Source organism: Clostridium sp. 1001283B150210_160208_E6, from assembly GCF_015669365.1.
GTDB lineage: Bacteria > Bacillota > Clostridia > Clostridiales > Clostridiaceae > Clostridium > Clostridium paraputrificum.
In genome coordinates this window covers 154013-168348 of the sequence record NZ_JADPAA010000003.1, presented here as the reverse complement: position 1 = coordinate 168348, position 14336 = coordinate 154013, and the positions used below count along the sequence as shown (strand labels likewise).

The following is a 14336-nucleotide window of genomic DNA, read 5'->3' as shown; positions in this document are numbered from 1 at the left end:
TGTATCTTAGCAAAGTTTTTTAATTTCATACTAGGATATTTTTAGATAATTAAAAGTTAGCTCCATTCCATCCCCAATTATCTACCTCTTCAAATTTAACATAAATAGACTTTGGAGGAATGTTAAGAGCTTGTTTATACAAATCACAAATTTCTTTAGTAGCTCTATTCAAAGAATCTTCAGTGGCACGGCCAAACATCTTAACCTCTATAAAAGCGCCATAATCTAATTTTTCACCCTTAAAATAAAGTGGAAAATTATCTTGAAAACCTAACATTAAGAATTTTTGTGATTTACCAGGAATCTCATCTATAATTTTTCCTAGTTCATCTTTTAAAGACTCCTTCTGATTTTCAGAAAGAGATACTGTAACTTTCGAATCAATAAACGGCATGTACATCTCCCTCTCTTTTTTATTGATATTTTAATAATATATTGTACTTCAGTAAATTGTGCGAAAACGTATTAGTAAAATTATGGTAATTATATTTTAACATTCAGAATTTCTAATGTAAACCATCTGACAACTTTTATTTTTCAATAAGTTACTATGATATAATATATTCACTTTTATAATAAAAAATTACATGTATTAATAATATTTTTCCTTAAAGTTCATAAATAAAATCTCTTTAGCAATTTATAGACCATTATGATAAAATATATCTATTAAAATAGATAATTATTTAGAAATTTGGAGGATGGAATAATGGCGTTGACTCCTATGATGAGACAATATGTAGAAATTAAAGATAAATACCAAGATTGTATACTTTTTTATAGAGTTGGTGACTTCTATGAAATGTTCTTTGATGATGCAAAGGAAGCATCAAGAGCTTTAGAGTTAGTATTAACAGGAAAGGATTGTGGCCTAGAGGAGAGAGCCCCTATGTGTGGTATACCATTCCATGCAGCAGCTACATACATTCCTAGATTAATTTCAAAGGGATATAAGGTTGCTATATGTGAACAGGTAGAAGATCCAGCATTAGCTAAGGGATTAGTTAAAAGAGATGTAATTAAAATAATCACTCCTGGTACATATGTAGATACTAACGCTACTTTAGAAAATTTAAATACATACCTAGTAGCCATATATGAAGATGGCAATAACATAGGTTTAGCTTCTACTGATATTAGTACAGGTGAATTTAAAACCACTTCCTTTACTAATTTAAGAACAACTCTTTTAGATGAGCTTACAAAGATTAATCCTAAAGAGGTAATTGTAGATGTTAATATACCTGAAGAATTAGCACATGAAATATATACATATACTAATGCACTAATAACTAGAAAGCCACTAGATAGCTTTAAAGTAATGGATAGTGAACTTATAGATCAATTCTCAGAAGCTGAGGTTTCAGGCCTTGAAGAAGCTTCAAAAAATGCATCTAAGGTTTTATTAAAGTATATATATGAAACTCAAAAGATGAGCTTAACTAACATAAACTTTTTAGAGAAATACGATATTATAAACTTTATGACTATAGATGGAAATTCAAGAAGAAACTTAGAGCTTACAGAGAGTATAAGAGAAAAATCTAAAAAGGGATCTCTTTTATGGGTATTAGACAAGACAGCTACATCTATGGGAGGAAGATCACTAAGAAGATGGATAGATGAACCTCTTATAGTTAAGGAAGAGATAGAAAAGAGATTAGACTCAGTAGAAGAACTATTTAATGATATTTCTTTTAATGAGGACTTAAGAGCTTCTCTTAAGGAAATATATGATATAGAAAGAATCTTAGGTAAGATTTCTTCATGTAATGTAAATGGACGTGATATGGTATCACTTAGAACTTCTTTAGATAAGATACCAGGCATTAAGGAACAACTTAAGAACTCAAGCTCACTACTTCTTAAAGAATACTATAACAATTTAGACGAGTTAGATGATATAAGAAAAATATTACATGAAGGAATTTTAGATGACCCATCAATTGCCTTAAAGGAAGGTAATATTATAAGAGATGGTTATAATGAAATGGTAGATGAGCTAAGAGGAGCAAAGCTTCATGGTAAGGAGTGGATTGCTTCATTAGAAAATAGTGAAAGAGAATTTACTGGAATTAAATCCTTAAAGGTAGGATATAACAAAGTATTTGGATACTATATAGAAATATCTAAGGCAAACTATTCTTCTATACCAGAGGGAAGATATATAAGAAAGCAAACCTTAGCAAATGCAGAAAGATATATTACATCTGAGCTTAAGGAAATGGAAGATAAAATTTTAGGTGCAGAAGAAAAGCTTGTAAACTTAGAGTATGAACTATTTGTAGATATAAGAAATAAGGTAGAAAGTCAAATAGCAAGACTTAAAAAAACAGCAAGAATTATAGGTAATTTAGATTCATTATCTACTTTAGCCTTAGTAGCTTTAGAGAATGATTATATTAAGCCTAAGATAAATGAAACTGGAGATATTCATATAGTAGAAGGAAGGCACCCTGTAGTTGAAAAGGTAATTAATAAAGGTGAGTTTATAGCTAATGATACTACCTTAAACAGAGAAGATAATCAATTATTACTTATAACAGGACCTAACATGGCTGGTAAGTCTACATACATGAGACAGGTAGCCTTAATTACCTTAATGGCACAGATGGGATCATTTGTACCAGCTAAAGAAGCTAATATATCTGTATGTGATAAGATATTTACAAGAATAGGGGCTTCTGATGACTTAGCAGGTGGTAAGTCTACATTTATGGTTGAAATGTGGGAAGTGTCAAATATATTAAAAAATGCTACTTCTAAGAGCTTAGTTTTACTTGATGAAGTAGGAAGAGGAACATCTACTTATGATGGTCTAAGTATAGCTTGGGCAGTAATAGAGCATATAGCTAAAAATAACGATTTAAGATGTAAAACCCTATTTGCTACTCACTATCATGAACTAACTAAGCTTGAAGGAATGATTAAAGGAGTTAAAAACTACTCTGTAGCAGTCAAAGAGATAGAAGATAACGTAATATTCCTTAGAAAGATTATAGAGGGCGGCGCAGACCAATCTTATGGTATAGAGGTTGCTAAGCTTGCAGGACTTCCTAAGGAGGTTATAGGAAGAGCTAAGGAGATCCTAGGAGGATTAGAAGGGGAAGGTAGTGTAGAGGTATCTCATAAAGAGTATGTAAGAGAAACTGCTGTTACTATAGATAACTCTAAGGTAGAAGAATTAGAATGCAAGATAAATGAATTAAAGTCTACAAACAAGGAATTAGAAGAAAAACTTAAAGAAAAGAAGAAGAGAGAAACTTCTGCTCCAATACAAATGGACTTTACACAAGTAGAAAAGGATGCCTTAATTAATGAAATTGTTAATTTAGATGTTTTAAATATGACTCCTATGGATGCTATGAATACATTATATAAATTGATTAAGGATGCAAAGAGTTTAAATTAGGAGATGGTTGTATTTGAAAAGAATAAATCTTTTAGACCAAAATACATCAAATAAGATAGCAGCAGGGGAAGTTGTTGAAAGACCTTCCTCTGTTGTAAAAGAATTAGTTGAAAATAGTATAGATGCAAATTCAAAGAACATAACAATAGAAATTGAGGAAGGGGGCACAACCCTTATTAAGATAATAGATGATGGAGATGGTATTCATCCTGAAGATGTAAAGAAAGCTTTTCTTCCTCATGCTACAAGTAAGATAAAAACATCAGAAGATATATTCTCCATAAGTACCTTAGGGTTTAGAGGAGAAGCCCTTCCATCAATTGCTTCTGTATCAAAGGTAAATATAAAAACAAAAACAGAAGGAAATGACTTTGGAAGAGAGCTTGTAATAGATGGTGGAGAGTTTTTATCATTTGAGGAATGTGGTGTTAATAAAGGAACCACCATAGAAGTAAGAGATATCTTTTATAATGTACCTGCTAGAAAGAAGTTTTTAAAGAGTATTTCAAGGGAGGCTTCTATAATAACAGATATAATAAACAGAATTGCCTTATCAAATCCTAAAGTAAGTTTTAAGCTATATAACAACGGTAAGAAGGTTTTACATACTTATGGTAATGGTAAGCTAAATGATGTAATTAGAACTATATATGGAAAAACCATAAGTGAAAACACTCTTTATTTTGAACATGTAGAAGATGAGATAACTTTATATGGCTACATAGGTAAGGAAGAGATATCTAGAGGATCTAGAAATAATCAAAGTATATTTGTAAATGGTAGATATATAAAGCATAAGACATTGGTGGCAGCTGTAGAAAATGCTTTTAAGTCTTTTAGTACAGTAAATAAGTTCCCATTCTTTATTTTATTTATAGAAGTATACCCAGAATTTGTAGATGTTAATATTCATCCTACTAAGGCTGAAATTAAGTTTAAGGATGATAGGGTTCTATTTAAAAAGGTTTTTGATGCTGTACATTCTGCATTAAAAGAAGATGTCTTTAAGACCTTCTCTATGCCAGAAGAAGAAAAGGATCTATACAAACCAGAAGAGATAGAAGAGATTAAGCTAAATATACCTCAGAGGATGGATGAAGGGGTTACATTTAAGAAGTATGCCCCTCAAGAAGTAACAGAGGTTAAGTTTCCTATAGATTTAAAGCCTGAGGTTAAATATGAGCCTTTAAATGAGCTTGTAAAGGAAGATACGGTAGAACTTAATGTTGAAGTTAAAACAAAAGAAGAGCCTGTGAAGGAGGTAATAAAGGATAGAGAAACACCTAAGTTTCCACCTCTTAAGCTTATAGGTCAGTTTAATAAGACTTATATTTTAGGAGAGTATGATGAGGTTCTATACATGATAGACCAACATGCTGCCCATGAAAAGATTCTTTTTGAAAGATATCTTAAGAGTATAGAAGAGGATACTTTAATAGTTCAACCTTTATTGTTACCTACATTAATCCATCTATCAATTGATGATTATGCCTACTATGAAGAGAATAAAGAAGTATTTTCTAGGGCAGGATTTACATTAGAAGACTTTGGTGGAAATACCCTTTCTCTTAAAGAGGTTCCATACTTTTTAGGAAAGTTAGATCCAAAGGAGCTTTTCTTAGGAATACTAGATAATATTAAAGATTTAGGAACAGGTAAAACTACAGAGGTAAAATATAATAGAATAGCTACTATGGCTTGTAAGTCTGCAGTTAAAGGAAATGATAATTTATCTGATATAGAAATGGTAAAACTTATAGATGAGCTTAGATATATAGATGATCCTTTCCACTGCCCACATGGTAGACCAACTATAATTAAGTTTACAAATTATGATTTAGAGAAAAAGTTTAGAAGAATAGTATAAGAAACGGTGAAATTAATGAAGAAAAAGATACTTGTTATTGGAGGGCCTACTGCAGTAGGTAAGACAGAATTATCAATAGAATTAGCAAAGAGATTAAATGGAGAAATAATCTCTGCTGATTCAATGCAAATATATAAATATATGGACATAGGTTCAGCTAAGGTTTCTAAGGAAGAGATGAATGGGGTAGTTCATCACTTAATAGATGTGGTAGATCCATCAGAAAACTTTTCTGTTGCAGATTATAAAGAACAAGGAGAAAAAGCAATAAAGGAAATAATATCAAGAGGAAAGCTTCCTATTATCGTTGGTGGTACGGGGCTATATATAAATTCTTTAACCTGTAACATGAACTTTACTGAAGCAGAGAAGGATGAAGAATATAGAAAAGATTTAGATAAATTAGCAAATGAACATGGAAATAACTATATACACGAAATGTTAAAAGATATTGATCCTATAAGCTACAAAGAAATACATGCAAACAATAGAAAGAGGGTTATAAGAGCTTTAGAGGTATATAAGCTTACAGGTAAGCCCTTTAGCTCATATAACGCTGGAGAAGATTTTTATAAAAGTGAGTATGACGTTCATTACTATGTACTTACAATGGATAGAGAGAAGCTATATGAGCGTATAAACCTGCGTGTTGATATTATGATGGAGAAAGGTCTTCTTGAGGAATGTATAAAACTAAAGGAAATGGGTTATACTTCTTCTATGCAATCAATGCAGGGAATAGGATATAAAGAAATACTCTATTATTTAGAAGGTGATGTAAAGCTTCAAGAAGCAATTAACATGATAAAGCAAGGTTCAAGGAATTATGCTAAAAGGCAATTGACATGGTTTAGAAGAGATCCAAGGGTTACTTTTTTAGACAAAGATAAGCTTTCCTATGTAGAAATATTAGAGAAAGTTATAGGTGACATTGGAAATAAATAGGTTTATAATATTATGTAATATGAGAGATAATGGAGGTGCTTTTATGAATAAGCAACAAAATAACCTACAAGATATTTTCTTAAATAGTGCAAGAAAAAATAAGATATCAGTTGTAATATACTTAACTAATGGATTTCAATTAAAAGGTATTGTTAAAGGTTTTGATCCTTTCACTGTAGTACTAGACCAAGAAGATAAGCAAATGCTTATATATAAACATGCAATTACAACAGTAACTCCAGCAAAACCAATTTTATTTACAGGTATGGAAGAGGAAAATGATTTTTAAAAAAGAGTGAAAGCGTGGCTTTCACTCTTTTAATTTGCTATAATCAATAGAGAATATAAAAACATGGAGGAGAAAGATGTTAGATAATACTAAAGATTTATTAAAAGAAACCTATGGGTTTAAAGAAAATACATTTGAACTTTATGAAAGAGCATTAAAGGATTGCGAAGAGCAATTTAAAATGTATGATGAGATAAGAGAATTTAACCAAATGAAAGTGTTAAAGGCTTTCCAAGATGAAAGAATTAGCGATTCTCATTTCACTAATTCATCAGGATACGGATATGATGATATGGGAAGAGATTCTTTAGATAAAGTATATGCAAGAATATTTAAGGCTGAAAGCGCTATTGTAAGACCACATTTTGTTAATGGTACTCATGCTATAGGTTCAGCTCTATTTGGTAACCTAAGGCCAGGAAATACGCTTCTATGCGTTTCTGGAAAGCCATATGATACATTACATAACATTATAGGTATTTCAGGTGATGAAAATATAGGTTCATTAAAGGAATACGGAGTAAATTATGGTCAAGTTGACTTAACTGATGAAGGTAAATTTGATTTAGAAGGAATAAAGAAAGCTTTAGAAGATTCTTCTGTTAGAATAGTACATATCCAAAGAAGTACAGGTTATGGGTGGAGAAATTCCTTCAGTGTAAAAGAAATAGGAGAAGTAATTTCATACATAAAAGGTATAAGAAATGATATCAACGTATTTGTAGATAACTGCTACGGTGAATTTATAGATGTAATAGAGCCAACAGAAGTTGGAGCTGATATTATTGCAGGTTCACTAATTAAGAACATTGGTGGTGGTATAGCACCAGCTGGTGGATACATTGTTGGTAAGAAAGAGTTAGTTGAACAAGCAGCATATAGATTAACTGTCCCAGGAATAGGAGGAGAGTGTGGAGCTACATTTGGTCTTATGAGAACTTTATTCCAAGGATTATTTTTAGCACCTCATATAGCAATGGAAGCTGTTAAAGGTGCAGTTTTCTGTGCTAGAATTATGGAGCTTGCAGGGTTTGAGGTTAAGCCAAGATTTGACGAAAAGAGAAGTGATATAATTCAAGCTATAAAGTTTGGAGAACAAAATAAACTTATAAGATTCTGTAAGGGAATTCAATATGGTTCACCAATTGATTCTTTTGTTGAATGTGAACCATGGGCAATGCCTGGTTATAAGGACGAAGTTATAATGGCAGCTGGTGCATTTATTCAAGGATCTTCTATAGAATTATCTGCTGATGCTCCTATTAGAGAGCCATATATAGCATATCTTCAAGGTGGACTAACTTTTGACCATGGCAAGATTGGTGTTTTAATAGCTTTAAATAATGTACTTAATAACTAGATAAAAATGGAGTGGGGGGATATTTGTTTTGATGTGACTTGGAGCATAGCCACGGAACAAACAAAATAAATTCCCCCACCTTTTTTAATTTGTTTTGTATATTGAATTTTCTATCTTTATATACTTTACATTCTCTTTTTGGTCTTTATATTTTATGAGTACATAAGCATCATATATATCATGTACTGATAATAAGACGCTAACACAAAAGAGAGCATACACAAACATATTAGTATAGAAGAAAATCAGTGTTATTAGAGTTATAACAGATAAGCTTAATACAGGTAATAGTAAAGAAAATAGCAACCTTTTTCTTGTAAGTGGTAAATTATAAATAGCAAAAAAATCTAGGTGCTTCTTATTAAAGCCTACATAAAGGTTCTCATCATTATAACTTCCAGGGTAAGCTAAAACGTGTATAAGAATATGAAGTGGAGTTATTATTAATAAGGATAAAGCTAAAAAAGCTAAAAAGTAAAATGCATAATGTATAAATTTACTGTGGTAAGTATACATCATAATTCCTAGTCCAAAGCATAAAGGATAAAATAGTACTAGGAAGATTTTAAAAATATATATTAAATATTCATCTTCAGATTTAGGGTGAATGTTAGTGAATTTATATTTAGACTTAACAATAGGATAACTATTTTTTAAATAATTCATACTTCCTCCAATAAAAAAGAGCTATATATAAAATATATAGCTCTTTACATATCCATATTACTTAATATTGTCTAAATAATCCTACAAGCTTTCCTAATATACTACAATCATCAACTATAATTGGTGCCATTGCATCATTTTCTGGTTGTAATCTAATAGAATCTTTTTCTTTAAAGAATCTTTTAATAGTAGCTTCATTTTCTATTAAAGCTACAACAATTTCTCCGTTTAAAGCAGCATTTGTTTGTTCTATAATTGCTAGGTCACCTTCACGAATACCTGCATTTATCATAGAATCTCCTGTTACTTTAAGCATAAATAATTCTCTGTCATGCTTAATGAAATCTAAAGGTAATGAGAATGTGTCTTCAATGTTTTCAGTCGCTAAAATAGGTAATCCTGCAGTTACTTTACCTACAATAGGGATATTTAACATTTCTCTTTTAGTAGAATTTAATTCAACTATTTCTAAAGCTCTTGGTTTTGTAGGATCTCTTTTAATTAATCCTTTTTTCTCTAATCTTTTTAAATGTCCATGAACAGTAGACGTAGATTTCAATGAAACTGCTTCACAAATTTCCCTTACTGAAGGAGGATATCCTTTATTTTCTGTATATGTTTTTAAAAATTCGTATATTTCCTTTTGTTTATCTTTACTTTCTAACATAACCACACCTCTTTTAAAAAATTATATCATATTCTAATAAATATATCAAACTTATGTTCTCAAAACTAATGTTCTTGTATAATCTTATTAGAAATTTGCTTATTATTATACTATTTGATATAATGAACTTTGATTATTTGGGAAGGTGGTGTATTTCTATGGGAAAATATACTGAGGATGATTTTTGCGATTTATATGAAAAGAAGATATGCGATAATTGTGGTAAATGCCTTGAAGAACAAGGTGTAGATATAAGAGCCATTAAGATTGAAGATATAGCTAAAACAGTAGAAGAAAATAAATTTTTAGAAGAAGAATACAAAAAAGAACTACTTAAATCAGAAAAAAATGAAGAAGATATAGAAGAAATAGAATCTGACGTTGATTTATTAAAGGATGCTTATGAAAAGCTATCTAAAGAATCGGGTATAGATTTCACTTCCTTAGATGAAGATTATGAAGATGCCTTTGATCATATTGAATACTTAGATGAAAGTTTCTTTGAAGAAGGAAACTTAGAAGAAATGACAGAAGAAGTATTCCCAGGAGTAAGAAAGCTTAAAGGAAAAAGTAAATAATTAATAGGAATAAAATCACCTCAATCTACAGAAACTAAGTAAAGAAAAGTAGATTGAGGTGATTTTTTATGAAAAAGAAAAAATTATTAACATTAGTATTAGCATTAGGCTTGGCAACATCTACAGCTTTTATTGGATGTAGTAAAGATACAGCTGAAAATGCAGGGGATAAAGTTAAAAATGGTGTAGAAGATGTAGGTGACGCGGCTAAGAGAGGGATAGAAGACGTTGGTGAAGGTATCAAAGATGTAGGAGAAGCCGGAGTTGGTCTTTGGGATAAGGTTACAGATAATTCAATGACATATAACGAAGATGACTTTAAAAAAGAAATAGAGAAGAAGGGTTATAAATTAACAGAAATAGAAGACTCTAAATCCTTATTATCAGTAGAAAATGATGATTATACTATAAACGGAGACAGATTATCTATTTATGAGTATGATGAAAGTGCAAAGAGTACCTTAGAAGGTGACTTAAAGAGCATAACTGATAATGGAATGATGATTAATGGTAATAAAACAAGCTGGACCAAAGCAGCTCATATTTATAAAAAGGGTAGATTAGTAGTTATCTATGATGGAAATAATGAATCAATTTTAACTACTTTAAAAGAAGTTTTAGGAGAACCATTATTATAAAATTTTTATATAAGTACTTCAACATAAATAGAAGCATGGAACTGATAAAAGTTCTGTGCTTTTTTTATACTATTTTGTAGAATCACTTTACATAATATATATTATGAATATTATTTGTAATATTTTTAGAATAATTATAATACAATATAAGGAAATAATACTAAGGAAGGTTAGATATGAAAAAATATCTTTATAAATATCCTTTGATTTCTGTAATATTATCTAATATAATCACAGCATTTATAATTCTTTTTTCATTAAATAATGATAAATACTATTTTCTTTCTGTTATTATTATTAATTTGTATATAAATAATTGGGTTTTAAATAAGGGAATAAGTATCACTAAAACTAAGATAATTCTTATGTCTATGAGTTTTTATGGAATGCTATTAATAAGTGTTCTATGTAATAAATATATGGGGATTATAAAAATGTAAGTAAGGGGAGAGTATAAAACTCTCCTTGCTTGTCTATAATTTAGATAAAGGATTTGACTTAACAGCGTCTCTAAGAGCCTCATCATCAATATGAGTGTATATTTGAGTTGTTGATATATTTTCGTGTCCTAGAATGCTCTGTAAACTTCTTATATCTACATTACCATGCTTGTACATCAGAGTAGCAGCAGTGTGTCTAAGCTTATGAGGTGTGTACTTTCCATCAACTATACCAGCATTACCTATATGTTTTTTTACTAAAAGTTCAACAGTTCGTTTGTTTATAGGTAAGTTTCTGTTTGAAAGAAATAGAAATTTCTTGCTTTCATCAGATACCTTAGAAATATCTCTAGAAGAAAGATAGCTATTTATAGCCTTTAAGCAAGCTTCATTAAGATAAACTGTACGCTCTTTATTTCCTTTACCAATGATAGTTAATGTATCACCTTTTATTTTATCAATTTGTATTGAGCAAAGTTCTGAAAGTCTCATTCCGCAATTTAAAAATAAGGTTAAAATACAATAATCTCTTTTATAGTTTTTATCTTCTTGATCTAAGGAGGAGAGTAGATCTATGCTTTGTTCTAGGGTTAGATAAACAGGATGTCTTTTGTTTATTTTAGGAGATTCCAACTCTAAGGTTGGGTTTTCATCAATTATTTTCGCTTTTCCATTAAGGAATTTAAAGAAGGATTTTAAGCAAGCTACTTTTCTAGCTCTGGCATATGTTCCGTTATCCCTTTGTTTTTCTACAAATGAGAGAAAAGCATATAAATCTGTTAACTTAATTCTCCTTACAAAATCATTATCTAAGTCATTTATCTGAATTTCCTCAAATTCTAAATCAGTATCATTAACTAATCCTTTATAAACCTTCATAAATCTAAAAAATAATGTTAGATCTATAGAATAGCCATTAATTGTGTTTTCTGATTTACCTTTGATTGTTTCTAAGTAATTTAAGAAATCTACCATATAACTTGGATATTTTGAATCTTGAGAAATATCTATACCAAATTTATTTGACATTTCCTGACCTTCATTTAAAGAATTTGATAAACTTAAATCAGAGTTTCTATTTTTTAATTTAGAAGCAGTTTTTAAATCTCTGTTTAATCCAAGTTCTTTTAACCAGATTTGAACAGCTCTTGGAGTAACATTATATATTTTAGATAATTCTGTAGTAGTAAGTTTATTTTTATAAGCAAGTATATATAAATCCTCAATTATAAATTCATATCCACGTTCAGAATTCAAATCATAATAGTTAGAGTAAACTTTATGAATTCTTTTTCTATCTGCATTTGTTAAGTTCACTTCGAAAAGCGGAAGAATTTCTTCAGGATATTCGTAATTTTTATATTTTAGAGTTTTATTTCGTATTTTTTTCATTTTTTTCACCTTTATAATATAGTCTTAAGCCTTGATTTTATTATATCACAGGGTTTTTTCTCTTTCAAGTACGCGAAATGTAATAAATGTATATTTAGCGAAATTATTTTTAAGTGAAAATATAGTGATTTTTAGGGAAAAGATTAATATTTTAATATTATATGTATATAGGCACTTCTCTTTAATTTTATTTCTTTCGACTTTTGATTTGCATTAGAAATTTGTTTTTTATACAAACAGAATTATATAAAAAATCAATTCAAAGTTTTTAATCAAATTAGGATTTATATGTTTTTATAAAACTTTTATCGTAAAATCTATCAGAATTGAAAAGGTAAAAAATATTATAATTTTATCAATTAATATAATAAAAAGTATAATAAGTATTTATTATCTTAATATAGAATAAAATTATATATTAATATTATAAAATACATAAATAACAAAATATATACTAAAAGTAAATTATATGTATTGTATAAGGTCAGATAAGGTAAAATAAAAAAATGAAGCAAATTTAATAAAAAATAAAAACATAGATATAAAAACCTATGTTTTTAAATTACTTATTATTGTAGGTAAAATGCATATATAATAATCAGTAATAAATGCCCTGATTTTTAGCTATTAAATAGTAAAGATTCTTAAGAATTACTTTGCTTAATCACACCTTCTTTTACGCTTCATAATTTTAGCATTCACTACTCTCCTCCACACTTGTTGCAAGCCACTTATTTATTCCTATTACATTAATTTATTAATTCTTCAATAATAGCATTAGGATTAATAATCCTAAATCTTTGTTTACCATACTCTTCTGAAACACATTCTGATTCATAAGCAGTTTTATCAGCTACTTCAAGAAACTTTTCAAAAGTTATACTATTATCAGCTTGACATGCCAAGGCATATAATCCTGCAACATAAGGAACTATAGAACTCATGCCACCCCAGGAGTCGTAAGCATATTTATCTTCCCCCAAAAAAGAAGCATAGGTTTTTTTATCTGTTGGAACATATAAAGTGTCATCAGGAGCATTAGTATAAAAATATGGCTTATAAATATTAAAATCATTAACATCTCCATAAGATGTTCTTGTTAAGCTTTGAAACTTATTAATATTATTTCCTGGTATTAGGCATAACACCTCAATGTTATTTTCTTCAGCTTTTCTTATAGCCTCCTCTAATTCTACAGAACCTTTTATTATTTTACCATCTTCAGTATACTTACTTGAATAACCACTAGAAAATGAAATAACTCTAATTTTATTATCTAATGTTTTATTCAATTCAATAATATTTAAAATATCTTCAGCTGCATGAGTAAAATCTTGTTCTTTTGTTTTATAATCATAACAATCCTCAGCTACGAAATAAAGGTCAGCATTAGGGGCAACACCTACATTTTTTCCTACTGCAATTGAAGCCATTTCTACTCCATGCATACTAGCAACTTCTTTTTCTTTAGAAAAAGCTTTATAAAATTTTAGGTTATCCTTTATCTCCACGTGGTCTACTAGTAATGTTTGATCTATCATAGCCATACCTACGCCAGAACCATTATAGCCTTTATCATGTACTTTCTGTAAGTTTAGCTTCTTTTCTTTTCCTTCTTCCATAAGTTTTTGAGGGTCAAAACCTTTAGGTAAATATTTTGGCCACTCTGTTGAATCATCAAAATTCATAAAATCATTCAAATCAGATAATGATAATCTATTTAGATATTGACTGTCCACTTTAGTAGCCTTTAAATCTACAATTCCATAGATATCTTTTCCGTATTTAATATTATCAGCTCTTTCATTTTGAACTTTTCGCATTGATATAAGATTATTCTTTGGATGATTTTGAATATCCCCCTTTTGCCAAGTATCATTATTAGAACAAGATATTAATAAAGATGATGATATTATAAAAGTTAAAATTAGTGCCATTGACAATACTTTTTTCATACATAACCTCCTACCTACATATTACACTTTACTCTATTTTACCATTATACACCTTATCTGGTAACAACTTTAATAAACCTTGATTAAAAAAGCTATAACACATATAAAAATGCATTATAGCTTTTTC

The 14336-nt window shown here is 29.3% G+C and carries 13 protein-coding genes; 8 read left to right on the top strand and 5 right to left on the bottom strand.

What is annotated here, in order from left to right; all coding sequences use genetic code 11:
• Window positions 1-49: 49 nt before the first annotated feature.
• Entirely contained in the window at window positions 50-394 is a 345-nt protein-coding gene (locus I4V16_RS05590) for a phenylpyruvate tautomerase MIF-related protein (RefSeq protein ID WP_049177006.1), read from the bottom strand.
• A gap of 315 nt (window positions 395-709) precedes the next feature.
• Here I4V16_RS05590 and mutS point away from each other — a divergent pair, with 315 nt between their 5' ends.
• From mutS to I4V16_RS05565, 5 genes are all read left to right on the top strand, one after another.
• Window positions 710-3412, top strand: a complete 2703-nt coding sequence (gene mutS, locus I4V16_RS05585; RefSeq protein WP_099329733.1) for a DNA mismatch repair protein MutS — start codon at window positions 710-712, stop codon at window positions 3410-3412.
• A 13-nt stretch (window positions 3413-3425) separates the two neighbouring features.
• On the top strand, window positions 3426-5279 hold the full coding sequence (gene mutL / locus I4V16_RS05580; protein ID WP_099329734.1) for a DNA mismatch repair endonuclease MutL: 1854 nt from the start codon (window positions 3426-3428) through the stop codon (window positions 5277-5279).
• A gap of 15 nt (window positions 5280-5294) precedes the next feature.
• On the top strand, window positions 5295-6224 hold the full coding sequence (gene miaA / locus I4V16_RS05575) for a tRNA (adenosine(37)-N6)-dimethylallyltransferase MiaA (RefSeq protein WP_099329735.1): 930 nt from the start codon (window positions 5295-5297) through the stop codon (window positions 6222-6224).
• A gap of 43 nt (window positions 6225-6267) precedes the next feature.
• Window positions 6268-6513, top strand: coding sequence for an RNA chaperone Hfq (gene hfq / locus I4V16_RS05570; RefSeq protein WP_099329745.1), 246 nt, complete (start codon window positions 6268-6270; stop codon window positions 6511-6513).
• Window positions 6514-6589: 76 nt separating this feature from the next.
• Window positions 6590-7873, top strand: coding sequence for a methionine gamma-lyase family protein (locus I4V16_RS05565; RefSeq protein ID WP_099329736.1), 1284 nt, complete (start codon window positions 6590-6592; stop codon window positions 7871-7873).
• A gap of 84 nt (window positions 7874-7957) precedes the next feature.
• On the opposite strand, the gene I4V16_RS05560 is transcribed toward I4V16_RS05565, so the two are convergent.
• Window positions 7958-8539, bottom strand: coding sequence for a metalloprotease family protein (locus I4V16_RS05560; protein ID WP_099329737.1), 582 nt, complete (start codon window positions 8537-8539; stop codon window positions 7958-7960).
• 61 nt (window positions 8540-8600) lie between these two features.
• The gene (gene lexA / locus I4V16_RS05555) at window positions 8601-9212 is read right to left on the bottom strand and encodes a transcriptional repressor LexA (protein ID WP_211134953.1); all 612 of its coding nucleotides are present in this window, start codon (window positions 9210-9212) and stop codon (window positions 8601-8603) included.
• Between the two features lie 152 nt (window positions 9213-9364).
• On the opposite strand from lexA, the gene I4V16_RS05550 reads away from it, so the two are divergent.
• The 3 genes from I4V16_RS05550 to I4V16_RS05540 all read left to right on the top strand — a co-directional run bounded on the left by I4V16_RS05550 (window position 9365) and on the right by I4V16_RS05540 (window position 10862).
• Window positions 9365-9784: a hypothetical protein gene (locus tag I4V16_RS05550; protein WP_099329738.1), complete on the top strand. Its 420-nt coding sequence runs from the start codon at window positions 9365-9367 to the stop codon at window positions 9782-9784.
• 68 nt (window positions 9785-9852) lie between these two features.
• Window positions 9853-10422: a hypothetical protein gene (locus I4V16_RS05545; protein ID WP_099329739.1), complete on the top strand. Its 570-nt coding sequence runs from the start codon at window positions 9853-9855 to the stop codon at window positions 10420-10422.
• Window positions 10423-10598: 176 nt separating this feature from the next.
• Entirely contained in the window at window positions 10599-10862 is a 264-nt protein-coding gene (locus I4V16_RS05540; RefSeq protein ID WP_099329740.1) for a hypothetical protein, read from the top strand.
• A gap of 33 nt (window positions 10863-10895) precedes the next feature.
• Here the strand turns inward: I4V16_RS05540 and I4V16_RS05535 are convergent, their stop codons facing one another.
• Both I4V16_RS05535 and I4V16_RS05530 read right to left on the bottom strand, forming a co-directional pair.
• On the bottom strand, window positions 10896-11891 hold the full coding sequence (locus I4V16_RS05535; RefSeq protein ID WP_242974259.1) for a tyrosine recombinase XerC: 996 nt from the start codon (window positions 11889-11891) through the stop codon (window positions 10896-10898).
• 1112 nt (window positions 11892-13003) lie between these two features.
• Window positions 13004-14209 carry a S8/S53 family peptidase gene (locus I4V16_RS05530; protein WP_143759164.1) on the bottom strand — a complete coding sequence of 402 codons (1206 nt, stop codon included), beginning with the start codon at window positions 14207-14209 and terminating at the stop codon, window positions 13004-13006.
• Between the last annotated feature and the right edge of the window lie 127 nt (window positions 14210-14336).